This window comes from Methyloversatilis sp. RAC08, from assembly GCF_001713355.1.
Lineage (GTDB): Bacteria > Pseudomonadota > Gammaproteobacteria > Burkholderiales > Rhodocyclaceae > Methyloversatilis.
This window is the reverse complement of record NZ_CP016448.1, coordinates 3576601-3599659: the sequence shown is the minus strand read 5'-3', so window position 1 is coordinate 3599659 and position 23059 is coordinate 3576601. Positions and strand designations below refer to the sequence as shown.

The following is a 23059-nucleotide window of genomic DNA, read 5'->3' as shown; positions in this document are numbered from 1 at the left end:
GTTCAACCCCGCTTCCGGCAGGCATGGGCGATCAGCTTCGAGCCGCCACCGCACTCGCACAGTTCGTCGTCACTGATCTTGAAATTGTTCATGCGCACCGAATGGAAACGTTCGAAATAGGGTTTGATCTTCTTTTCGATGCCGATGTCGAATTCGGGTTTAACGGCATGCGTGCCGCCGCGCACCACCTTGACGATGCGGCCGTCGCGCACCACCAGTTCGCCGTCCTTGAACACCAGTTCCGGCTTTTCGAACATGCGCTCGCGGTCGGCATCTTCCTTGTAGACGACGATGTCGGCCGCCGCACCCGGCGCCAGATGACCGCGATCGGCCAGGCCGATCAGCTTCGCCGGACCGGCGCGCGTCATGATCGCGATCTCGTACAGCGAATACTCGCGGTCGAGACCCGCCAGATTGCTCATCGCGCGCGCGTCCGGATTGATCGTGTCGAGCATCGCGTTGCGGAAGCTGCGGTCCATCAGCAGCTTGATCAGGTGCGGGTAGGTCGTGAACGGGGCGCCGTTCGGGTGATCGGTGGTCAGGAAAATGCGCCACGGGTCATCGACCATCAGGAAGATTTCCAGACCGATGGCCCACTGCAGCGCATTGACGAAGTTCTGGTCCTTGTACTTGAACGGCACCACACCGCAGCCGGCGTCGCACTCGATGTCCATGATGACCGACTTCTTCGGCGAGCCGTGACCGGCGTTGCGGTACTGCACCATGTTGTCGCCGGATGCCGTCACCGTCTGGCCGAACAGAATCTGCCCGACGTCGGCCGACACGTTCTTCTTCTGGTTGATCGCTTCGGCAATGCGGGCCGCAGCGCTCGAAAACTTGCGCTCGCCCTCGGTGCCGTAGCTGTGGAACTGGATGTGCGTCAGGTGGACCGGCAGGCCTTCGGCCGCGTCCATCGTGCCCAGCGTGGTGTCCACATTGCCCGGCACGCCCAGATTGCTGGCATGCACGTGCAAGGGCTTGGCCACCCCCAGGTCATGTACGGCGCGCGACAGTACCTTGACGATCTCGCGCGGCGTGATGCCGTAGAAGGCGTTCTGTTCGTCAAGGTCGAGCTTGCGCTGGTTGAACTTGAAGGCGGAAATCGCACCCGGATTCACCACCTTGATGCCGACCGTCTGCGTCGCGTGCAGCGTCCACGCCACGTAATCGTTAATCGCCTGCTGGTCTTCCTTCGCCGCCAGCATGCGCAGCAGGAAGTCGTCGCTGCCGAGCATGGCATAGCCGCCGGTGTCGAGCATCGGCGTGTCGCCCATTTCCATGTGGGCCTGGCGCGCGTTGACCGGCAGCAGCGCCGGCTCGAACGCCGCGGTGTAGCCCATCTCTGCATACCGGTAACCGGCGGCCAGCGTGCCGGGTGCGGCGTGGCCGCAGCTTGAACGCGTCAGTTCGGTGCGCTCGACCGGATCGCCGCGGTGGTCTTCCGGCAGCATTTCGCGCGCGATGTTCACCTTGCCGCCGCCGATGTGGCTGTGCATGTCGATCGCGCCCGACATGACGATGCGGCCGGAAATGTTGTATTCGGCGCTGATCCTGTCGTTCGCGTCCGGGGCTGAGATCAGCCGGCCATCGCGGATGTAGAGGTCGCGTACCTGGTCGTCGACACCATTTGCCGGATCGATCACCCGGCCGCCGGTCAGCTTGATGACGCTCACGACTGCACCTCCTTCAGGCGGTTGGCGATGGCCACCGCCACATCGCCGGCTGCCGGCAGCGCGCTCCGGCGCAAGGCCTGCAGCGGCAGTGTCACGACCTTGTCGGTACGCACGAAATGACCGGTGTGATGCATGCCTGGCGTGGCGACCGGAATGAAGACCTGCGGTTCGCTCGCCAGCTTCAGCGACGGCGGTGCGATCACGATGGTCGGCACGCCGGTGGCCGGCGGCGACTGCAGGTCGTTCAGGCTGGACAGCCACACCAGCGCATCGGCTTCACCGGTCGCGAGCAGGCGGTCGATGCCGTTGTGCAGCGGGTCGAACTTCGGTGCGCCGCTGGCGTAACTGGTGCGCATCGGATAGCCGGTCTGCCAGGTGTGTACGGCGCCCATCGACAGGTCGCCGTCGTTGCCGGCCAGCGGCAGGCTGTTGCAGCGGGTGGTGACATTGAGCCGACGGACCAGCGACACGATGGCGCCGACATTGAGGTCGAGTTGCGACACCTCGAACGCAGGCCCCGTCCACACGATCACGCTGTACTTGGCGCCCAGCAGCGCTTCGGCCAGCTCCTGCCAGCGCGCCAGTGCAATGCCCAGCGGGGCGTCACCGGCCACCGGCTGCTGCGCCGCCAGCGCGTTGAGCACCGACAGCGCTTCCGGCATGCGGCTGAGATCGAAGTCGAACACGTCGGGCGCTCGCCCGTCCGGCGAGTGGCCCGGCTGCGTATCGAGTCCGCCGCCGAGATAGACGATGCGCCGGCTGGCCGGCTGCAGGTCGAACATCGTTTCCTCCACCCACACGCAGCGCTCGAAGAAGCGTGGCTGCGCGCTGACCGCATCGGTGCCGACCAGCAGGATCAGGTCGGCACGATTCTTCACTTCGGCCAGCGTGGTGTTGATGCCGCCGCCGTCCTGTATCACGCGGCTGGCGCGCCAGCCGAATTCGTTGTTCATGTGGTCGATGACACCACCGGCCCGATCGACCAGTTCCATCGCACCGCGTGCGCCGCTGACATCAAGCGCCATGCCGCCGAATGCCGGCTGGGCCGACGCGGCGAGCAGGCGGGCTGCTTCGGCACAGGCTTCGTCCAGCGTGGCCGCACGCCCGGCAATGCGCGGCGTCGCGACGTTCGATCCGGCACCCAGGCGGGCAAATCCGCTTGTCGCCCGATCGCAGCCATGGGCCACCACCGCCAGTGCCGCGCCGGCGGTATCGACGCTCAGGTCGTCACAGGCGTGGCCGCACAGCGGACAGGCCACCTCGGTGACGACAGTCGAAATCGCTTCATGGGTCATGAATCATCCGTTTCATCAGTTGGGTCGCACACAGCTCCCGCCACGATACAACATGCAAAAAGTCGTTGCGGACCGACCTTCCGGTGCCGCAGTGCAGCATCGAAGCCGCGACCAACGCGTGAGATCAGTCTGTTTCACATGCGATACAGCACGATCCGAAAACGACGTCGCGCGGCAGCACCGGACTCCGCCGCTGCACCTCATCATCCAAGCCTTCCCTGTGTTGCGGGCGAATTTGGGATAATCGGCGCTCTTCGGACCACGATTGACGCGATGAACTTCAGACACGCAACCGCCGCCGCCCTGACCGTTCGGGCCCCCGCGCGTCTGCACCTGGGCTTCATCGACCTGGACGGCAGCATGGGTCGGCGCTTCGGCAGCGTCGGTCTGACCCTGAGCGGGTTGAGCACCGCGGTCGAGATAGAGCCATCCGACGTGCTCCAGGTCACCGGCCACGACGCCGAACGCGCCCACCGCTACGCCCTTGACCTGAGCACGCGCTTCGACCTGCCGCCGGCACGCATCACGCTGACCGATGCCATTCCGTCGCATTCGGGCCTGGGCTCCGGCACCCAGCTTGCCCTCGCCGTCGGCATGGCGCTGGCCCGGTTGTACGGACTCAACCTGGATTCGCGCGAAGTCGCCAGCCTGCTCGACCGGGGTGCCCGCTCCGGCATCGGCATCGGCAGTTTCGACGGTGGCGGCTTCATCGTCGATGGCGGTCGCGGCGCGCTCGATGCGCCACCGCCGATCATTGCGCAGATGCGTTTTCCAGCCGCCTGGCGCATGGTGCTGATTTTCGATCACGCCTGCAGCGGCCTGCACGGCAGCGCAGAGAAGGAAGCTTTTCGCGTGCTGCCGCCCTACGCTACGGGTGTGGCCGACCGGCTCAGCAGGCTGGTGCTGATGCGCGCATTGCCGGCGCTGGCCGAAGAAGACATCGACCTGTTCGGCGCTGCGATCAATGAATTGCAGCACTGCGTCGGCGACTATTTTTCGCCGGCACAGGGTGGCCGCTACACCAGCAAGCGGGTCGGCGAGGTTGCGCTCACGCTGCAGGAACTGGGCGCGGCCTGCATCGGCCAGAGTTCGTGGGGTCCGACCGGCTTCGCGCTGGCTGCATCGGAGACGGATGCGCAGGCCATGGTCCGGGCAGTGCGCGAGCGCTACGCGGATGCGGCGGGACTCGAACTGATGATTTGTGCTGCGCGCAACGAAGGCGCGCAGTGGACAGCGCGACAGACTTCAATTGTCGCCGCGACCAGCCGTGAATGAATACCGGGCCGGCCTGCCGTTGACGCAAGCACGCACCTGACAACGACGTAACCAGAGTACGCAGCCTTCGGGCGGAAAGAGTGAGACAGACCATGGAAAACCCATACATCCTTCACATGTTCAGCCCGACCAACAACATCAGCCCGTTCGACGTGAACATGGCGTGTGATGCGGGCTACCAGGTTCTGATGCCCTACTCCGGCGTCGGCCTCGACCAGATCTACGGCCTGACGCAGGACGCGATCTTTTCGCGCGGCCCCAATGGCGTGAAGCGTACCGGCCTGTTCATCGGCGGTCGCGACATCGGTCTGGCGGCCGACATGCTCGACGCCTGCCGCAATGCGATGGTGCCGCCGTTCGAAGTGTCGGTGTTCGCCGATCCGAGCGGAGCCTTCACCACCGCGGCCGCACTGGTCGCCTGTGTCGAACGCCAGCTGCGCAAGGCGCACAACACCGAACTCGAAGGCAAGACCGTGCTCGTGCTGGGCGGCACCGGCCCGGTGGGTACCGCCGCCGCCGTGCTCGCCTCGAGCGCCGGCGCCAAGGTGCTTGTGGGCAGCCATTCGAGCGCGATGCGCGCCCGCGTCGCGTCCGAAGTGGTGAACACCCGCTACGGCTCGTCGGTGCTGCCGGTCGAGGCAGGGTCGAACGAACAGAAGGAAAACCTGATGCCGCAGGCCAACATCATCCTGTGTACGGCCAAAGCCGGCATCCAGGTGCTGAGCAAGGCGCAGCTGATGTCCGCCACCTCCCTGCTGGTCGCTGCCGACGTGAACGCCGTGCCGCCGGCCGGGGTCGAAGGTCTGGGCGTGATGGACGACGGCAAGCCGCTGGAGGCCGGTTCGGGCAAGGCGGTCGGCATCGGCGCACTGGCCATCGGCAACGTGAAGTACCTGTGCCAGCGCGGACTTTTCCAGCGCATGATCAATACTGAAAAGCCGGTGTATCTCGACTTCCGCGACGCTTTCGCCACCGCCCGCGAGCTGGTGGCCTGACCGGAGCGGGCTGGAAACCACGGCGGTGCCGCACTGGCTCATCGTGTCGGGCAGCGCACGCGCGCTGGCGCAATCCTGCGTCGCAGCGGGCTGGACCTGCGATGTGATCGATCCATTTGCCGACACGGACACACAGGCAGTGGCCCGACGTACCGTCAGGGCGGACTTTCGCGATGGCGCCTTCGGTGATGAACTGCCAGCGCTGATCGCCGGGATGGCCGGTCGCTGGGACGGCATCGTCGACGGATCGGGTTTCGAGCCGCGGCCCGACCTGCTTTCCGCGCTGGACAGGGCATTTCACGCATCGGCGCCGCGCCGCGGCAATGCGGCGGCCACCGTACAGCAGTGCAAGACACCGGATGCGCTGGCTGCAGGCCTGCGCGAGGCCGGCGTGCGCCATGCGGCGATGCGCAGTGAAGGTCGGGCGCCGGACGGCTGGCTGATGAAGCAGACCGGAGCCTGCGGCGGCGCGCACGTGCGCCCGGCGCAAGGCGGCGAAACAATACCGACAGGCTGGCACGCGCAGGCCTGCGTGGCAGGTATTCCGGCGTCGGTGCTGTTTCTCGCCGATGGCCATCGCGGCCGCATCGTCGGCGTCAGCCGGCAGTTTCCCGGCGCGATCGCCGGGCCGTATGCCTGGTGCGAGGCGGTGAGTGACCTGCCGCTGGACGACGCGCAGCTGGCGTTGCTCGAACGCGATGTCGACGCCATCGTGCGGGCGTTCGGGCTGCGCGGACTGAATGGTGCCGATCTGGTGCTGGAGGGCGGCCGCCACGTGCTGCTGGAGATCAACCCCAGACCGACCGCAACGCTTGCGCTGTACGACGGCCGGGTGGCGGGCGGCCTGTTCGCGGCCCACATTGCCGCCTGTGCCGGGCAACTCGCCGACGTGGCGATGTCACCGGCGCGCGCCTTGCGCGGCCTGCGCGTGGTCTATGCGCCGCACGACCTGATCGTCGGCAACGGCGTCCGTTGGCCCGAGGGCTGCACCGACCTGCCGGCAGCCGGCAGCTTTGTCGCGAAAGCAGCACCTGTCTGCACCGCCCACGCAGCCGGCCAGGACGAAACCCGCGTTCGCGCGCAGTTGCAGCGACGCGAGACAGAAGTGCTGCACCTGATCGCTCCGTTCGCCGGAGCGGTCGCAACACACCATAACAACGAGCTTGAATTCCCGAGGAGAAGCGCATGAGCACAGCAGAACACGGACCGGTACTGACCGGCGCCCAGCCCAGCGTGGGCCGATACGTGATGGATCTGGTCGATGGCCTGGTGCGCGACGCCGACGCGCTGCGCGTCAGGGTGGATGCCCTGCCCGGCGGCGGCCGCGTCATCGACGCCGGCATCCATTGCCATGGCGGCATCGAGGCCGGTCGCCGCATCACCGAAATCTGCATGGGCGGTCTGGGCACCGCCACCTTCAACACACGCGATGCGCACTGGCCGCTGACCATCAATGTGCATTCGACCCACCCGGTCGTCGCCTGCCTGGCCAGTCAGTACGCCGGCTGGAGCCTGTCGCACGGTGAAGGCAAGGACGCGTTCCATGCGCTCGGTTCCGGTCCGGGCCGTGCGCTGGCCGTCAAGGAGCCGCTGTTTGCGGAGCTGGGCTACAAGGACGACGCGAAGCACGCCGTGCTGGTGCTGGAAGTCGATCGCCAGCCGCCGCCCGAAGTGCTGGCCAAGATCCGCCGCGACTGCGGGGTCGCCGACGACGCCGTGACGCTGATCCTGACGCCGACGCGCAGCCTGGCCGGCACGGTGCAGGTGGTCGGCCGCGTACTCGAAGTCGCGCTGCACAAGGTGCATGCGCTGGGCTTCCCGCTGAGCCAGGTGGTCGACGGGTCCGCCAGCGCGCCGGTTGCACCGCCGGCGCCCGACTTCCTGAACGCCATGGGTCGCACCAACGACGCCATCCTGTTCGGCGGCGTGGCACAGCTCTATGTGGACAGCGACGACGATTCGGCGGCCGATCTGGCGCACAAGCTGCCGTCTTCCTCGTCGCGCGACTATGGCCGGCCGTTCGCCGAAGTGTTCAAGGAAGTGAAGTACGACTTCTACAAGATCGACCCGATGCTGTTCGCCCCGGCGCGCGTCATCGTCAGCAATCTGCGCACCGGCAAGAGCTTCCGTGCCGGCCAGATCAATGCCGAACTGCTCGGCCGTTCGTTCGGCGAGGGCCAGTAAGCGCCATGGGTGCGCAGCAGGCCGACATCGCCATCGTGACCGACGAGCCGGGCTGGCACGGCAAACGCCTGGTCGAAGCCTTCCGGGCGCGCGGCCTGCTGGCGCGCTATGTCAGTCTGGGCGAGTGCCACATCGACCTGCAGCGCGGCGTATCGGGCGTGATGATGCCCGGCTTCGAACAGAAGCTGCCGCAGGCCGTTTTCGTGCGCGGCGTGGCCGGCGGCACGCTGCAGCAGGTGGTGCTGCGCATGGATTTCCTGCACTACCTGGGCGAACTGGGCATTCCTGTCTACAACCACGCGCGCGCCATCGAAAAGAGCGTGGACAAGGCGATGACCAGCGTGCTGCTGCACCACGCCGGCATTCCGACGCCGCCGACCTGGGTGGCCGAGAGCGAAAGCGAGGCGCGCGCCGTGCTGATGCGCGAATTCGCCGCTGGTCACGACGTGCTGGTCAAGCCGCTGTTCGGCTCGCAGGGTGAAGGCATCGTGCGCCTGACGGCTGGCGATGCGCTGCCCAACGCAGAAAGCGTCGGCCACGTCTGGTACATGCAGCGCTACAGCGCCCGCTCGCGCGACGCACTGGGCGAGTGGAGCGACTGGCGCGTCATGGTGATCGACGGCAAGCCGGTCGCGGGCATGCTGCGCAAGGGCCGCAGCTGGCTGAACAATGTGTCGCAGGGCGGGCGCTGCGAAGCCATTCCGCCTGACGAAGCACTGACCCGGCTGGCGGTCGATGCGGCCCGCGCCACCGGAATGGATTACGCCGGCGTCGACATCCTGCGCGACGATCACGGCCGGCTCACCGTGCTCGAAGTCAACAGCATTCCGGCCTGGAAGGGTCTGCAGGGCGTCACCAGCCTGAACATCGCTCAGGCGCTGGCGGACGACCTGCTGCGTCGCTGCCCCGCGGCGGGCGAGATCGCATGCTGATGACGCCGCCGCCCGACACCGGCCGGATCGCGCTGCAGGCTGCGCTGGAAACGGCCTTCCTGCACGCATGTCGGCTCGACGTCGAGGCGCTGAAACCGGGCAATGTCGGCCATCATGGCGATGGTCACCGCATGCAGGTGGCCGATTTCCTCGCCAGCGCCAAAGCCGCTGCCGGGCCGATCTGTCGCGCAGATGCGACAGTCGGCGAACGCATTGAACAGGCGATGCGTGCCACCTGGCAGGCGGTCGGATGCAACACCAATCTGGGCATCGTGCTGGGCTGCGCGCCGATCGCCCATGCTGCGCTGCACCGTCAGCCGGAAGAGAGCCTGTGCGCATCGTTGCAGCGCACACTGGCCGGGCTCACTGTCACCGACGCGTCACATGCCTATGCGGCAATCCGTCTGGCCCAGCCAGCCGGGCTGGGCCGGCGTGACGAGGACGACGTGGCGGGCGATGCACGGATCACGCTGCTGCAGGCCATGCAGCTTGCCGCGCACCGCGACAGCATCGCCTCGCTGTATGCAGCCCGCTACGAACTGGTGCTCAGGCACCTGCTGCCGGTCCATCTGGCGGCACGCGATCGATGGTGCAGTGAAGCATGGGCGGCGGCCACAGTGTTCATGTTCTGTCTCGCATTGATTCCTGACACCCACATCATGCGCAAACATGGTCCGGAAACGGCGCTATCGGTGCGCAACACGGCGATACGCCTGCTGGGCGGGTTTGAACGGGCGGTTGATCCGGTTATGATGCAAGACACGCTGATGGACTGGGACGAACGTCTGAAAACGGCGGGCATCAATCCCGGAACGAGCGCAGACCTGACGGTTGTGACGGCCTTCCTCGCCGGCGCGCTGGAAATAACCGGCGCATGACGAAGCCAGGATGCAACCAAATGCAGGAAAGCATCACAAACGCACCACAACGAAGTTTTTATCCTGTGTTTCGTACCCCGGAACGCGGGTTACCACAGGGGGTAAACCCCTACAACTTGCCTAGTAATGAGGAGATTCGATATGGCGAAGATTAATGGTCTGTGTGTTGGTGAATCCCTGGTTGGTGACGGCAATGAAGTCGCTCACATCGACCTGATCATGGGCCCGCGTGGCAGCGCTGCTGAATCCGCTTTCGCCAACGCCCTGGTCAACAACAAGGACGGCTTCACGTCCCTGCTGGCCGTCGTTGCACCGAACCTGCTGTGCAAGCCGGCAACGGTCATGTTCAACAAGGTCACCATCAAGGGCGCCAAGCAGGCTGTCCAGATGTTTGGCCCGGCACAGCGCGGCGTCGCGATGGCCGTCGCCGACAGCGTTGCTGACGGCACGATCCCGGCTGACGAAGCCGACAACCTGTTCATCTGCGTCGGCGTGTTCATCCACTGGATGGCCGAAGACGACGCAAAGATCCAGGATTACAACTACCGCGCGGTCAAGGAATCGATCGCACGCGCCGTCGCCGGCACCCCGACCGCTGCTGAAGTGGTTGCCAAGAAGGGTTCGGCCACGCACCCGTTCGCCGCAAACTAAGCCCCACGGCTTCGTTGCAGAAAAAGCCTCCGGCCATCTGGCCGGAGGCTTTTTTTTGGCCAATGCATGCGCGCGTCCGTACATTCGCCCCGACGCAACGTGGAGGCTACACTGCGGCGCTCAGGCGTCCGTCCGCAGACGAGCCGTTCCATCGAAGGGAGCATCATGATCGACCTCTACACCGCGGCTACACCGAACGGCCACAAGGTTTCCATCGCGCTGGAGGAACTCGCGCTGCCCTACACCGTGCATGCGCTGTCGCTGTCGGCACGCGACCAGAAGGAACCGTGGTTCCTCGCGATCAATCCGAACGGCCGCATTCCGGCCATCATCGATCGCGCGGAAGACGATTTCGCGGTCTTCGAATCCGGCGCCATCCTGATCTATCTGGCCGAAAAGACCGGCCGGCTGATGCCGTCGGACTTGAAGGGCCGCTCGCGCGTGCTGCAGTGGCTGATGTTCCAGATGGGCGGTGTCGGCCCGATGATGGGCCAGGCCAACGTGTTCTTCCGCTACTTCCCCGAGAAGCTGCCATCGGTCATCGACCGCTATCAGGGCGAATCGATGCGGCTGTTCCGCGTGCTGGACGGCCATCTGAAGGACCACGAATTCCTGGCCGGCGACTATTCGATCGCCGACATCGCGAACTGGGCATGGGTGCGCACCTATCCGTGGTCGGGCCTGAACATCGACGAACTGCCGCATCTGAAGCGCTGGCTCGATGTCATCGACGCGCGCCCCGCGGCGCGACGTGGCGTGGTGATTCCGCCGTCGGACATCGATCTCGCCAAGCCCGACGACGACAAGGCCCGGGCCTTCGTGGCCGGGGCACAGAAGATGGTGGAGACCGGCGGATCGAACAAGGGTGGCGTCTGACGAACGGCGTCAAGGAGGCTGCGTCACCTGATGGCCGGTCCTCCGCGGCGCTGCCGGCGGCCTCTGCTCGAGGACATGTGAACAAGCGTGACGAATCGCCGACCGGTGCAGATCGGCGCTCAGGCTTTACGCATTGCGACCGCTAATTGAATCAGGCCTGCCCTGATCCGGCAGGCCCGGATTCACCGGGCATCCGCCCGGGGCCTGACTTCAGCGGGGTCGAGCATGAGCCAGGCAAGACGTCACCCACCTGCACACACTGCACCGCGCGCAGCGTGCAACACCGAAAAACCGGGCCGCAACCGGCGCAAGGCGGACGGTCGCACGGCCACGGCTGACGCGACCCCGGACACCGAACTGATTGCTGCCATCGGTCTGCGCAGCGTCGCCCCTGACGACCGCGTCGTCGATGTCATGTCCGCAGCCCGGCGTGAGCACCTGATCATCGTGACCAACGGACAGCGTTTTGCGCTCTGTTCCGTCGTTCCGGCAGGGTGGCGCGCTTTCGGGGCGCGCGAGTTCGATAACGCCGCGCATTGACCTGGACGGGTCATTCACGGCTTTTCCTCCTTCTGCGCGACGATCGGTCCGCCGTTGCGCGCCACCATGTGCCGCGCCACGGTTTCATACAGCGGCTGGCTGAAGATGCGCGATACCCCCGACGACAGCAGCGATACCGCCATCAGGCCGATCACCACCGAATAGCCGTCGACCATTTCCATCACGATGATGAATGAGGTGATCGGCGACTGGGTCACCGCGGCGAGAAAGCCCGCCATGCACAGCACCAGCAGCATGCCCGGCGCGTCCTGCTGGCCGATCAGCGGCGCCAGGTCGTGGCCGATGCCAGCACCGATGGCGAGGCTGGGCGCAAAGATGCCGCCCGGCAGGCCGGACAGGTAGGCGATCAGCGTGGCCAGGAACTTGGCCGGACCGTAGTACCACTCGAGCGACGTGTCGCCTTCGAGCAGCGCACGGGTTTCACCGTAGCCGCTGCCGAAGCTGCTGCCGCCCGTGACGAAGCCCAATGCGGCGACCAGCACGCCGCAGGCGGCGGCAAAGTGGATCGGATGGTCGCGTCGATAATCCGCCATCCGTCCTTTCCACGACGTGGAACTGATGATGAGCATGCGCGAGAACAGGCCACCCGCGACACCGCACACCAGTGCGGTGATGGCCACGGCAAGCGCCATTTCGCGGTCGGTGCCGGCGATGGCGATCTGGCCGAAGTAGCTCGCCTTGCCAAGAAACGCCTGCGACACGATGCCGGCCAGCACGATGGCGGTGATGATGAGGCCGCTCATGCGCGATTCGACGTTGCGCGAAAGCGTTTCGATGGCGAACACGATGCCGGCCAGCGGTGTATTGAACGCCGCAGCAATGCCGGCCGCACCGCCGGCGACCAGCATGTGGGTGCGCGGAATATGCAGGCCGCCCGGCAGCAGCCGGTGCAGCGCATTGAGCATCGACGCCCCGATCTGCACGGTCGGGCCTTCCCGGCCAAGCGAAAATCCGCTTCCGACGGCGGCCGTGCCGATGACGATCTTGCCCATGATGATGCGCAGCGACAGCAACGGCTTCCAGCTCCGGTCCTCGGGTCGCGACATTTCGGCGATGGTCTGTGGAATGCCGCTGCCCTCGGCCCCCGGAAACCAGCGCCGCGTCGCCCACACGCACAGCGCGCCGCCAAGTGGCGTCAGCAGGAAGGGCCACCAGGGGTTCTCGCTTGCCATGGTGCGGAAGTGGTGAATGGCCAGGTCGGACAACTGCGCAAAACCGACCGCCAGCATGCCCACCACGACCGCACCGCCCCACAGCACGAGACGGCCAAGCCATACCTTGAAGTAGGCCTGGTTGCGCCGGCGCAGGGTCGGGTACTTGAGATCGAACCAGGCAAGCCGAAGTCGGGTACGCCAGGCAGACAGCGAATACTTGTTACGCATCGATTCATTCCGTAAGCGGATATGGCGCAGTACGCCGTCGAAGATGATTGCCGGACGCAAGATGCATGCCGCCAGCCGCGACGCCTGCATGGCGACTGTAACCGTGTTCAAGCAGCCGTTTGCCCGGGAAAATCACCGAAAGCCGCGCAGGCGATGCAGCTTGATGCACCATATGGGGGCATTCGAACCTGCCCGCGCGGCCGCCCATGGAGATGCCCCGATGAAACCCACTGCCCGCGGCATCGCGGTCGCCCCGCACCACCTGGCCAGCGAATCGGCGCGCGATGTGCTGCGCGAAGGTGGCAACGCGATCGAAGCCATGATCGCCGCCGCCGCGACGATCGCCGTCGTCTATCCGCACATGAACGCGCTCGGCGGTGACGGATTCTGGCTGATCGCCGAACCGGGCCAGCCCCCGCGCGCGATCGACGCCTGCGGCGCCGCAGCGGTGATCGCCAGCCGTACCTGGTACGCCGATCACGACGTGCGCAACCGCCTGCCGACACGGGGCCCGCTGGCTGCGCTGACGATGGCCGGCACGGTATCGGGCTGGCAGCTGGCGCTCGACGCGGCCGCGCAGGCGGGTGGACGCCTGCCGCTGTCGCGCCTGCTGCGCGATGCTGAACACCATGCGCGGACCGGCACGCCGGTTTCGCGCAGCCTGGCACGCGGCCTGCGCACGAAGCAGGACGAGCTGCGCCACCAACCCGGCTTCTCCGCGCATTTCATGCCGGCCCAAACGGTGCCGCAGGCCGGCGACGTGCTGTGTCAACCACGGCTGGCCGACACCCTCGCCCAACTGGCGCGCGCCGGACTCGAAGATTTCTACCGCGGCGACCTGGCGCGCCGCATGGCCACCGCGCTGGGATCCGCCGGCAGCCCGTTGCGCCTGTCCGATTTCCTGACGCACCGCGCACAGTGGCGCACGCCATTGAAGCTCGAGCACAGCCTGGGCCACGTCTACAACACGCCGCCGCCCACCCAGGGCCTGCTGTCGCTGCTGATACTCGGTCAGCTTGACCGCCTCGGGCTCGACGGCCTGCATGGCCAATCCGCCGAATTCATTCATCGCGCGGTCGAGGCGACGCGCCAGGCCTTCGTGATCCGCGACCGTCATCTGACCGATCCGGCACGCATGCGTACGGACGCACAGTCGCTGCTGTCGGACGAATGCCTCGACCTGCTGGCGGACGGCATCGATCTGCAGCGTGCCGGTGGCTGGGTCAGCGGCGCACCGGGCGATACGGTGTGGATGGGTGTGGTCGACGCCGAAGGCCGCGCAGTGAGCTTCATCCAGAGCATCTATCACGAGTTCGGCAGCGGCGTGATCGCCGGCGATACCGGCGTGCTGTGGCAGAACCGCGGCATCAGCTTTTCTCTGGCGACCGGCGCGCTCAACGCGCTGGAACCCTGCCGCAAGCCTTTCCACACGCTCAACCCGCCGATCGCCCAGCTGACTGACGGGCGCACGGTCGTCTATGGCTCGATGGGTGGCGACGGGCAGCCGCAGTTCCAGGCGGCTGTACTGCTGCGCCACCTGCTGTTCGGCGACAGCGTGACGGACGCAGTCGCGGCGCCGCGCTGGCTGCTCGGTCGCACGTGGGGCTCGGACAGCGACACCCTGAAACTGGAGTCGCGCTTTGCGCCGGAGGTGTTCGACGCGCTGCGCAATCGGGGTCATGTGGTCGAATCGCTGCTCGAGTTCGACGAAAGCGCCGGCCACGCCGGCCTGATCGTGCGTCACCCCGACGGCCGCGTTGAAGGCGCCTCCGACCCACGCTCGGATGGGTCGGTCGAGTACGCCTGAGACGTACGCCCGGTAAGGACGGCAGACCGGCACCGGTCATCTGCGCATCGCCAACTGCCGGAGTGCGTTCATGTCGCTGCGCCTTGCCACCCTCACCCTGCTCGTCGCCACCCTCGCACCGATCGCCCACGCCCTGACGACACCGGTTGCCCAGACCTGTCAAGGCACCCGCAGCTGGGTGCCGGTGGTCGAGCTCTACACTTCGCAGGGCTGCAGCAGTTGCCCGCCGGCCGACGACTGGCTGCGTTCGCTGACACAGGCCGCCGACGCGCAGCAGGTCGTGCCGCTCGCCTTCCATGTCGATTACTGGGACTACCTCGGCTGGCGTGACCCATTTTCGTCTGGCGCCCATTCGGCGCGACAGCGACGGTTGGCGCGGGCCGAAGGCGGCAGCGTGGTCTATACGCCGCAGGTCAGGCTGTCGGGCGACGACTTCCGCGGCTGGCGCTCGGCCGACACGGTGCGTGCAATGCTGGCGCGCAAGTCACCGAAGCCAGCCGGCGACGTGATGCTGTCGCTCGATGTGCGCAGCAATGTGCTCAAGGTCGATGCGCGCACCACGCTGCCCGGCGATGCGGTGGGTTATGTCGCCGTGTACGAACGCATGCTGGGGTCGAAGATTTCAGGTGGCGAAAATGCGGGACGCACGCTGGCACACGACTTCGTCGTGCGCACCCTGATCGGCCCGTTTGCACCCGACGCACAGGGCCGGTTCAACCTCATGCGCGAGATTGCGCTCGACCCGTCGTGGAAACGCGCCGACCTCGGCGTGGCACTGCTGCAGGCCGATGCCGATTCGGGCGCTGCACGGCTCGGCGCATCACTGGCCCTCTGCGTCGCACCCGAGCGCCTCAGCGCGCTGACTTCCAGCGCGCCACGCCGATGAGCGCCTGAAACAGCGCCTCGACCGACGCGCCGGACATGGTGTAAGGATCGAATTCCGGGCGCGGACAGTATTTCAGGAACAGCGCCCGGTTCTCGGCGGTGTAGCCGACATAGCCCATGCCCCACTCGGTGAAGTCGCGTTGTGCGATCTCCCTGAGCCCCAGCAGCAGCGGATCGCTGTGCCGCGCATCGGCGACGATGCGGTGATAGGCCGCATTCACCTGATCGCGGCCGCCTTCCAGACATTGCAGGAACACGCTGCCGGTGTAGCACAGCGCGCCGGTGATGCCGTCGCGTGCATTGTTCGCCTGCGACACCTGCAGGATCTGGTCGATGTCGCCTGGCCCGACGTCGGGCTGGACGCGGCTGGCGTAGATCAGTCGGACTAGCATGGTTCTCTCCCTGGCTCCATCGTCATTCGATCATGGTCGCCCCGGCGCTGCGACAAGGAATTGTGCGGCGCCACGTGCGCTGCCGGTCGACCGGTAGAATAGCGGCCTTATTCCGTTGTCTGTCTCACATGTCCATCCAGTGGTTCCCCGGTCACATGACCGCCGCGCGCAAGCACGCGACCGACGCGATGAAGTCGGTCGACGTGGTGGTCGAGGTGCTCGACGCCCGCCTACCCGACGCGAGCAGCAATCCGCTGATCCACGCCATCCGCACGCATCGCAACCGGCCTTGCCTGAAGCTGCTTAACAAGGCGGATCTGGCCGATCCGGAGGCGACGGCGGCCTGGCTGAAGCATTTCAACGCACAGCCGAACACGAAGGCGGTGTCGATTTCGGCGCGCAAGCCGGGCGACGCGAAACGCATCGAGCAGCTTGCGCAGTCGCTCGCACCGCACCGCGACGACAACCTCAAACCGCTGCGCCTCATCATCATGGGCATCCCCAACGTCGGCAAATCGACGCTGATGAATGCGCTGGTGAAGAAGCACGTGGCCGCGACCGGCGACGAGCCGGCCATCACCAAGAGCATCCAGCGCATCCACCTGACGCCGCGGCTGACGCTGTACGACACGCCAGGCCTGATGTGGCCGAAGATCGAACATGAAAGCGATGGCCTGATGCTGGCGGCCAGCCACGCCATCGGCCGCAACGCAATCATCGACGAAGAGGTCGCGACCTTTCTCGGCAACCTGCTGCAGGCGAAGTACCCGGCGCTGATGACTGCCCGATACGGCTGCACGCCGGACATGGATGGCGTGTCGGTCATCCAGCACATCGCGGCGCGGCGCGGCTACCGCATCAAGGGCGGCGCGCCGGATTACGAAAAGGCGTCGTTCACCCTGCTGCAGGACTACCGCGACGGCGCCATCGGCCGCGTCAGCCTGGAAACGCCCGAATCGCGCGCGAAGATGCTGGCCGCCGACCGCGCGGCCAAGGCAGAGAAGGCGCGCCAGAAGGCGCCGGACGACGACACCACGACTGCAGACTGACGGGAACGGGGGCTGCGAAGGGCACTGCAGGGTTCAGGGCTGTGCTCCAGGCCTGTGCTCCAGGCCTGTGCTCCAGGCCTGTGCTCCAGGCCTGTGCTCCAGGCCTGTGCTCCAGGCCTGTGGGAGCGGCGGCCTCGCCGCGATACGCACGCTGCACAACGACCATCGCGGCACTGATCGCGGCGAGGCCGCCGCTCCCACAGACCGCCGCTCCCACAAGCCGCCGCTTGTATGTTCTCCCACAGGGGCCGCTCCCACAGGGCGCACTGCATTGACTGATGTCGCAGCAGCAGGAAGGGCTGCAGCGAGCGAGCGTCAGAAGGTGCCTGTGTCAGTCCAGCGACTCGTCCAGCGTAGCGGCCGCACCCTGACACACGACGTGCGCCAGACCGGCGCACTGGCTCAGCACATGGTCGGCGTAGAAGCGGGCGCTGGCGATCTTGGCGCGATGGAAGGCTGCGTCGTCGCTGCCGCCGGCCAGATGACGGTGCGACAGCAGCGCCGCGCGCGCCATCTGCCAGCCGCCGGCGGCGCGGCCGAACAGGCCGAGCAGCGGCACCGCACCGGCCAGCACGGCGCGCACATCGCTGCGGAAGTGTTCGACGACGAAGCCCACGCCGCGCTCCAGCGCCTGCGCTGCGTCGCGCAGGGCGGCAGCGATCAAGGCAAGCGCCGCATCACCGGTCGCGTCCAGCGCAGCACACTGTGCATGCATGTCGGCGATCACCGCGCGGGCTGCGGCACCGCCGTCACGCGCAATCTTGCGGCCGACCAGATCGTTGGCCTGGATGGCGGTCGTGCCTTCGTAGATCGTGGTGATGCGCGCGTCGCGCAAGTACTGCGCGGCACCGGTTTCCTCGACATAGCCCATGCCGCCGTGCACCTGTATGCCCAGCGATGCGATGTCGATGGACGTTTCGGTGCTCCAGCCCTTGACCAGCGGAATCATCAGTTCGACGAAACCCTGAGCGCGAGCGCGCGCCTCCGGGTCGGGATCATGTTCGGCGCGGTCCAGTGCCGCCGCAGTCACGGCGGCGAGCGCGCGCATCGCCTCGACCTGCGACTTCATCAGCATCAACATGCGGCGCACATCCGGGTGGCGGATGATGGCCACGCGTTCGCCCGACTTCACACCGGCTTCGGTGCCCTGCACCCGCTCTCGCGCGTAGCCCAGCGCGGCCTGCAGGGCGCGCTCGGCCACCGCGATGCCCTGCAGGCCAACCGCGTAGCGCGCGGCATTCATCATGATGAACATGTACTCGATGCCGCGATTCTCGTCGCCGCACAGCCAGCCGATCGCACCGCCGTCGTCGCCGTAGGCCATGACACAGGTCGGACTGGCATGGATGCCCAGCTTGTGTTCCAGCGACACGCAGCGCACATCGTTGCGCGCGCCCGGCTTGCCGTCGGCATCCGGAACGAACTTGGGCACGATGAACAGCGAAATACCCTTCATGCCCTCGGGTGCACCCGGCGTGCGCGCCAGCACCAGATGCACGATGTTGTCGGCCAGTTCGTGCTCGCCGAAGGTGATGTAGATCTTCTGGCCGAAAACCCGATAGCTGCCGTCGGCCTGCGGCTCGGCGCGGGTGCGCACGGCGGCGAGGTCGGAGCCGGCCTGCGGCTCGGTCAGGTTCATGGTGCCGGTCCATTCGCCGCTCACCATCTTGTCCAGGTACAGGTGCTTCTGTGCGTCCGAGCCGCACAGCGACAGCGCTTCGATGGCGCCGGCGGTCAGCAGCGGACAGAGCGAAAACGCCATGTTCGCGCCCATCACCATTTCCTGGATCATCGCGACCACCACATGCGGCATGCCGGCGCCGCCGTGCGCCGGGTCGCAGCCCATGCCGTTCCAGCCGTTTTCCGCGTACTGCCGGTAGGCGCCGGTAAAGCCCTCCGGCAGCGTTACGCGCCCGTCTTCGCCCAGCGTGGCGCCGGCCCGGTCGCCGATCCAGTTCAGCGGCGACAGCACTTCGGAGGTGAAGCGCGCCGCCTCGTCGAGCACGGCATCGACCACGTCGGGGCTCGAATCCTCCAGCCCGGGCAGCGCCACCACTTCGGCCAGCCCGGCCAGTTCGAGCGCGAAACGCATGTCGCGCAGCGGGGCGATGTATTCACTCATGGCTCACTCCTCCGGGGCTCTGCCGGCCCGTTGATGCCGTGCCGCGGATCGCCGCGGCGACAACCCTGCAGCGACTGTCAGGCGCCGGCTACCCCAGCTCCGCAACCAGCTTGGGCACCAGTTCGAACAGGTCGCCCACCAGGCCGTAGTCGGCGACCTGGAAGATCGGCGCATCGGCGTCCTTGTTGATGGCGACGATGACTTTCGATTCCTTCATGCCGGCCAGATGCTGTATGGCACCCGAAAGACCGACGGCAATGTAGAGATCGGGTGCGACGATCTTGCCGGTCTGACCGACCTGATAGTCGTTGGGTGCATAGCCCGAATCGACCGCGGCGCGGCTGGCGCCGAGCGCGGCACCGAGCTTGTCGGCCAGCGGTTCGAGCACGCTGTGGTAGGCCTCGCCGCTGCCGAGCCCGCGTCCTCCTGATACGACGACCCGCGCCGATCCAAGTTCGGGGCGCGCCGACTGCGACAGTTCCTGCGACACGAAAGTCGCCAGCCCGGTCGCCGCCGGTGGCTGGATGGATTCGATCGCGGCGGCGCCGCCGGCAGCCGTCGCCGGGTCGAACGCGGTCGCGCGCACCGTGATGACCTTTATCGCGTCACGACTCTGCACCGTGGCCAGCGCATTGCCGGCGTAGATCGGGCGCACGAAGGTGTCGGCCGACTCGACCGCGACGATGTCGGACACCTGCGCCACATCGAGCAGCGCAGCGACGCGCGGCATGAAATTCTTGCCGAAGCTGCTAGCCGGCGCCAGCAGGTGGGTGTAGCCGGACGCCAGCGACAGCACCAGCGCGGCCACGTCTTCCGCCAGCGCGTGTTCGAATTGCGGCGCGTCGGCCGTCAGCACCTTCGTGACGCCAGCGACAGCCGCCGCGGCGCTCGCTGCGGCGGCGCAGCCCAGGCCGGCGACCAGCACGGTGATGTCCCCGCCGATCTTCGAGGCGGCAGCGATCGTGTTCAGCGTCGCCGGGCGCAGCGCGGCGTTGTCGTGTTCGGCAATGACCAGAATGTTCATGTCAGGGATTCCTCAGCGCAGCACTTTGGCTTCGTTGCGAAGCTTCGCGACCAGTTCGGCGACGTCGGCCACCTTCACACCGGCCTGCCGCTTGGGCGGTTCGGCAACGCGCAGCGTCGTCAGGCGCGGCGTCACGTCCACGCCCAGTTCGTCTGGCGTCAGCGTGTCGAGCGGCTTCTTCTTCGCCTTCATGATGTTGGGCAGACTGGCGTAGCGCGGCTCGTTCAGGCGCAGATCGGTGCTGATCAGCGCCGGCAGCGCAACGCTGACCGTTTCCAGCCCGCCGTCGATTTCGCGCGTCACCACGGCGCGACCGTCGGCCACCTGCACCTTCGACGCAAAGGTCGCCTGACCCCAGCCGAGCAGCGCGGCCAGCATCTGACCGGTCTGGTTCGCGTCGTCGTCGATGGCCTGCTTGCCGCAGAAGATCAACTGCGGCGCTTCGCGTTTCGCCACGGCGGCGAGCAGCTTGGCCACCGCCAGCGGCTGCAGTTCGACCTCCGTACCGACCAGAATGGCGCGGTCGGCGCCGATGGCCATCGCGGCACGCAAGGTGTCCTGGCAGGCCGCGATGCCGCAGGACACCGCGATGACTTCGGTCACCACGCCCGCCTCGCGCAGCCGCACCGCCTCTTCCACCGCGATTTCGTCGAACGGATTCATCGACATCTTCACATTGGCGGTTTCCACGCCGCTGCCGTCGGCTGCCACGCGAATCTTCACGTTGTAATCAATCACCCGCTTGACCGGAACCAGTACCTTCATCGCTCGCGCCTCCTCGGTGCTTCCGCATCCATACGGCTGCGTATGTTAAGGTCCATACGCTACCGTACGCAAGAATCCATGGTCAATAGCCGGAAGCGGAATAGCCTCATGCCCGAACCCGAAACCCTCGCTCCGCGCCCACAGATGGATCGCGATACCTGGCTGAGCGCCGCCACCCAGACGCTGGCCGACAGCGGTGTCGACGCAGTCAAGGTCGAAAGCCTTGCGCGCCAGCTCGGGCTGACCAAGGGCAGCTTCTACTGGCACTTCCGGGACCGGCGTGCCCTGCTCGACGCGCTGCTCGATCACTGGCGGGTCGGGCGCATCTACGACATCACGCAGCGCACGCAATGTGCGCCCGGGCACGAGATCGCGCAACTTCACCACGTGATCGACACCTACAGCCTGGCCCGCAACCAGCGCGGCATGCGCGTTGAGCTGGCGATCCGCGACTGGGCGCGCCACGACGCAGCGGCGCAGTCGGTGATCGACGCCGTCGACGCGGTGCGCCTCGACTGCGCCACCACCCTGTTCGTCGCCGCAGGGCACGACGCCGACGAAGCCGCCAGCCGCAGTCTGCTGCTGTACGCCTACGTGTTCGGCCTCGGCATGATGGACGGCGAACGCGAGGCGCTGCGCCCGGCCGTCTCGCGAACCTTCATCGCGCGCCTGATCACCGGCGGATGAGAGGTTGCGCACTGAAATACGCGCCAGACTGCGCAATGATGCGCGTCACCCTCGCGGCTGGCGACGGATAATTGCCGCGCTGCCGCATGGCACCCGATGCACCGTGCCGCCCGAATTCACAGAAAGGAAAACAGATGTCCTTCCCCGCACCAGAAATTTTCAAGGCCTACGACATCCGGGGCATCGTCGACAAGACGCTGACCGCGGAGGCGGTTCGCGCCATCGGCCACGCGCTCGGCTCCGAAGCCGTCAAGCGCGGCCAGCGCACGATCGCGGTCGGCCGTGACGGCCGGCTGTCGGGCCCCGAACTGGCGGGCGCACTGGCCGCCGGCATCAATGCCGCCGGCGTCGACGTGCTGGACATCGGCTGCGTGCCGACGCCGCTGTCGTACTTCGCCGCCTTTGATCTCGGCACCGACAGCGCGGTCAGCGTGACCGGCAGCCACAATCCGCCCGACTACAACGGCCTGAAAATGGTGCTCGGCGGCCAGACACTGTACGGCGACATGATCCAGGACCTGCGCCGGCGCATCATCGAGAACGATCTGGTGCATGGCGTGGGCACCACCCGCCATGCCGACGTTCGCGACGCCTACATCGCCCGCGTCACGTCCGACGTGAAGCTCAAGCGGCCGATGAAGATCGTCATCGACTGCGGCAACGGCGTGGCCGGCGACATCGGCCCGAAGCTGTTCGAAGCCCTGGGCTGCCAGGTGACGCCGCTGTTCTGCGAGGTCGACGGCCACTTCCCGAACCACCATCCGGATCCATCCAAGCCGGAAAACCTGGAAGACCTGATCCGCGTGCTGGCCGCGGGTGACGCCGAAATCGGCCTCGCCTTCGACGGCGACGGCGACCGCCTGGGCGTGGTCACGCGCGACGGCGAAATCATCTACCCCGACCGCCAGCTGATGCTGTTCGCGGCCGACGTGCTGTCCCGCCAGCCCGGTGCGCAGATCGTCTATGACGTTAAATGCACGCGCCTGCTCGCGCCCTGGGTGCGCGAACACGGCGGCGAGCCGGTCATGTGGAACACCGGTCACGCGCTGATCAAGGCCAAGCTCAAGCAGAGCGGCGCCGCACTTGCCGGCGAAATGAGCGGCCACATGTTCTTCAAGGAGCGCTGGTTCGGCTTCGACGATGGCCTGTACGCGGCCGCCCGACTGCTGGAAATCCTGTCTGCCTCGCCGGACGGCAACGCGGTGCTGAAGGCACTGCCGACCGCAATTTCGACGCCCGAGCTCAACCTCAAGATGAACGAGGGCGAGCCGCATGCGCTGATCGCCGAAATGCAGCAGTCGGCCGTGTTCGACGGCGCGCGCGAAATCATCAAGATCGACGGTCTGCGCGTCGAGTACGCCGACGGCTTCGGCCTGATGCGCGCCTCGAACACCACGCCAGTCGTCGTGCTGCGCTTCGAAGCCGACACCGACGCCGCGCTGGCCCGCATCCAGGCCGATTTCCGTGGCGTCCTGCTGCGCGCCCGACCGGAGCTGAAATTGCCGTTCTGACCCGACACTGCACCGACCACCGAGCTGCATCGTCGGCTGTCGGTGATGCAGTGGGCACCGGCGGAGAAAAATAAGATCAGGAAGTCCTCAATCTTGAGTACGGCATGCCGAAACC

General features: G+C 66.6%; 21 protein-coding genes. 14 read left to right on the top strand and 7 right to left on the bottom strand.

Annotation, left to right across the window (positions count from 1 at the left end):
• Positions 1-2: 2 nt before the first annotated feature.
• Entirely contained in the window at positions 3-1673 is a 1671-nt protein-coding gene (locus BSY238_RS16305) for a formylmethanofuran dehydrogenase subunit A (protein WP_069040075.1), read from the bottom strand.
• A complete protein-coding gene (locus tag BSY238_RS16300; protein ID WP_069040074.1) occupies positions 1670-2968 on the bottom strand; it encodes a formyltransferase in 1299 nt (432 codons plus the stop codon). Before BSY238_RS16300 ends, BSY238_RS16305 begins: the two co-directional genes overlap by 4 nt.
• A 273-nt stretch (positions 2969-3241) precedes the next feature.
• Between BSY238_RS16300 and BSY238_RS16295 the strand changes: the two genes are divergently transcribed.
• The 9 genes from BSY238_RS16295 to BSY238_RS16255 all read left to right on the top strand — a co-directional run bounded on the left by BSY238_RS16295 (position 3242) and on the right by BSY238_RS16255 (position 11299).
• Complete coding sequence (locus tag BSY238_RS16295; protein ID WP_069040073.1) at positions 3242-4243, top strand: beta-ribofuranosylaminobenzene 5'-phosphate synthase family protein; 1002 nt, start codon at positions 3242-3244, stop codon at positions 4241-4243.
• A 92-nt stretch (positions 4244-4335) separates the two neighbouring features.
• Positions 4336-5238, top strand: coding sequence for an NAD(P)-dependent methylenetetrahydromethanopterin dehydrogenase (locus BSY238_RS16290; RefSeq protein WP_069040072.1), 903 nt, complete (start codon positions 4336-4338; stop codon positions 5236-5238).
• A gap of 25 nt (positions 5239-5263) precedes the next feature.
• Entirely contained in the window at positions 5264-6427 is a 1164-nt protein-coding gene (locus BSY238_RS16285; protein WP_069040071.1) for an ATP-grasp domain-containing protein, read from the top strand.
• Positions 6424-7422, top strand: a complete 999-nt coding sequence (mch, locus tag BSY238_RS16280; RefSeq protein ID WP_069040070.1) for a methenyltetrahydromethanopterin cyclohydrolase — start codon at positions 6424-6426, stop codon at positions 7420-7422. Before BSY238_RS16285 ends, mch begins: the two co-directional genes overlap by 4 nt.
• A gap of 5 nt (positions 7423-7427) precedes the next feature.
• Positions 7428-8354 carry an ATP-grasp domain-containing protein gene (locus BSY238_RS16275; protein WP_069040069.1) on the top strand — a complete coding sequence of 309 codons (927 nt, stop codon included), beginning with the start codon at positions 7428-7430 and terminating at the stop codon, positions 8352-8354.
• Positions 8348-9232 carry a triphosphoribosyl-dephospho-CoA synthase gene (locus tag BSY238_RS16270; RefSeq protein WP_223300179.1) on the top strand — a complete coding sequence of 295 codons (885 nt, stop codon included), beginning with the start codon at positions 8348-8350 and terminating at the stop codon, positions 9230-9232. Before BSY238_RS16275 ends, BSY238_RS16270 begins: the two co-directional genes overlap by 7 nt.
• A 141-nt stretch (positions 9233-9373) precedes the next feature.
• Positions 9374-9883, top strand: coding sequence for a formaldehyde-activating enzyme (fae, locus tag BSY238_RS16265; protein ID WP_069040068.1), 510 nt, complete (start codon positions 9374-9376; stop codon positions 9881-9883).
• Positions 9884-10048: 165 nt separating this feature from the next.
• A complete protein-coding gene (locus tag BSY238_RS16260) occupies positions 10049-10759 on the top strand; it encodes a glutathione S-transferase family protein (protein WP_069040067.1) in 711 nt (236 codons plus the stop codon).
• A gap of 225 nt (positions 10760-10984) precedes the next feature.
• Positions 10985-11299, top strand: a complete 315-nt coding sequence (locus tag BSY238_RS16255) for a hypothetical protein (protein WP_069040066.1) — start codon at positions 10985-10987, stop codon at positions 11297-11299.
• A gap of 14 nt (positions 11300-11313) precedes the next feature.
• On the opposite strand, the gene BSY238_RS16250 is transcribed toward BSY238_RS16255, so the two are convergent.
• Positions 11314-12702, bottom strand: coding sequence for a chloride channel protein (locus tag BSY238_RS16250; protein ID WP_069040750.1), 1389 nt, complete (start codon positions 12700-12702; stop codon positions 11314-11316).
• Between the two features lie 220 nt (positions 12703-12922).
• Here BSY238_RS16250 and BSY238_RS16245 point away from each other — a divergent pair, with 220 nt between their 5' ends.
• Together BSY238_RS16245 and BSY238_RS16240 are read left to right on the top strand one after the other, a co-directional pair.
• Entirely contained in the window at positions 12923-14509 is a 1587-nt protein-coding gene (locus BSY238_RS16245) for a gamma-glutamyltransferase family protein (protein ID WP_069040065.1), read from the top strand.
• A gap of 70 nt (positions 14510-14579) precedes the next feature.
• Positions 14580-15395, top strand: coding sequence for a DUF1223 domain-containing protein (locus tag BSY238_RS16240; protein ID WP_069040064.1), 816 nt, complete (start codon positions 14580-14582; stop codon positions 15393-15395).
• Here BSY238_RS16240 and BSY238_RS16235 read toward each other — a convergent pair.
• Positions 15361-15786: a BLUF domain-containing protein gene (locus tag BSY238_RS16235; RefSeq protein ID WP_069040063.1), complete on the bottom strand. Its 426-nt coding sequence runs from the start codon at positions 15784-15786 to the stop codon at positions 15361-15363. The two genes, BSY238_RS16240 and BSY238_RS16235, sit on opposite strands and share 35 nt — an antisense overlap.
• Before the next feature lie 128 nt (positions 15787-15914).
• On the opposite strand from BSY238_RS16235, the gene ylqF reads away from it, so the two are divergent.
• Positions 15915-16835: a ribosome biogenesis GTPase YlqF gene (gene ylqF / locus BSY238_RS16230; protein WP_069040062.1), complete on the top strand. Its 921-nt coding sequence runs from the start codon at positions 15915-15917 to the stop codon at positions 16833-16835.
• Between the two features lie 331 nt (positions 16836-17166).
• Here the strand turns inward: ylqF and BSY238_RS16225 are convergent, their stop codons facing one another.
• From BSY238_RS16225 to BSY238_RS16215, 3 genes are all read right to left on the bottom strand, one after another.
• A complete protein-coding gene (locus BSY238_RS16225; RefSeq protein WP_069040061.1) occupies positions 17167-18957 on the bottom strand; it encodes an acyl-CoA dehydrogenase in 1791 nt (596 codons plus the stop codon).
• A gap of 88 nt (positions 18958-19045) precedes the next feature.
• Positions 19046-19981 carry an electron transfer flavoprotein subunit alpha/FixB family protein gene (locus BSY238_RS16220; RefSeq protein ID WP_069040060.1) on the bottom strand — a complete coding sequence of 312 codons (936 nt, stop codon included), beginning with the start codon at positions 19979-19981 and terminating at the stop codon, positions 19046-19048.
• 12 nt (positions 19982-19993) lie between these two features.
• Entirely contained in the window at positions 19994-20746 is a 753-nt protein-coding gene (locus BSY238_RS16215) for an electron transfer flavoprotein subunit beta/FixA family protein (RefSeq protein WP_069040059.1), read from the bottom strand.
• A 108-nt stretch (positions 20747-20854) separates the two neighbouring features.
• Between BSY238_RS16215 and BSY238_RS16210 the strand changes: the two genes are divergently transcribed.
• Positions 20855-21433, top strand: a complete 579-nt coding sequence (locus BSY238_RS16210; RefSeq protein ID WP_069040058.1) for a TetR/AcrR family transcriptional regulator — start codon at positions 20855-20857, stop codon at positions 21431-21433.
• A gap of 134 nt (positions 21434-21567) precedes the next feature.
• Positions 21568-22944 carry a phosphomannomutase/phosphoglucomutase gene (locus BSY238_RS16205; protein WP_069040057.1) on the top strand — a complete coding sequence of 459 codons (1377 nt, stop codon included), beginning with the start codon at positions 21568-21570 and terminating at the stop codon, positions 22942-22944.
• Positions 22945-23059: the final 115 nt, after the last annotated feature.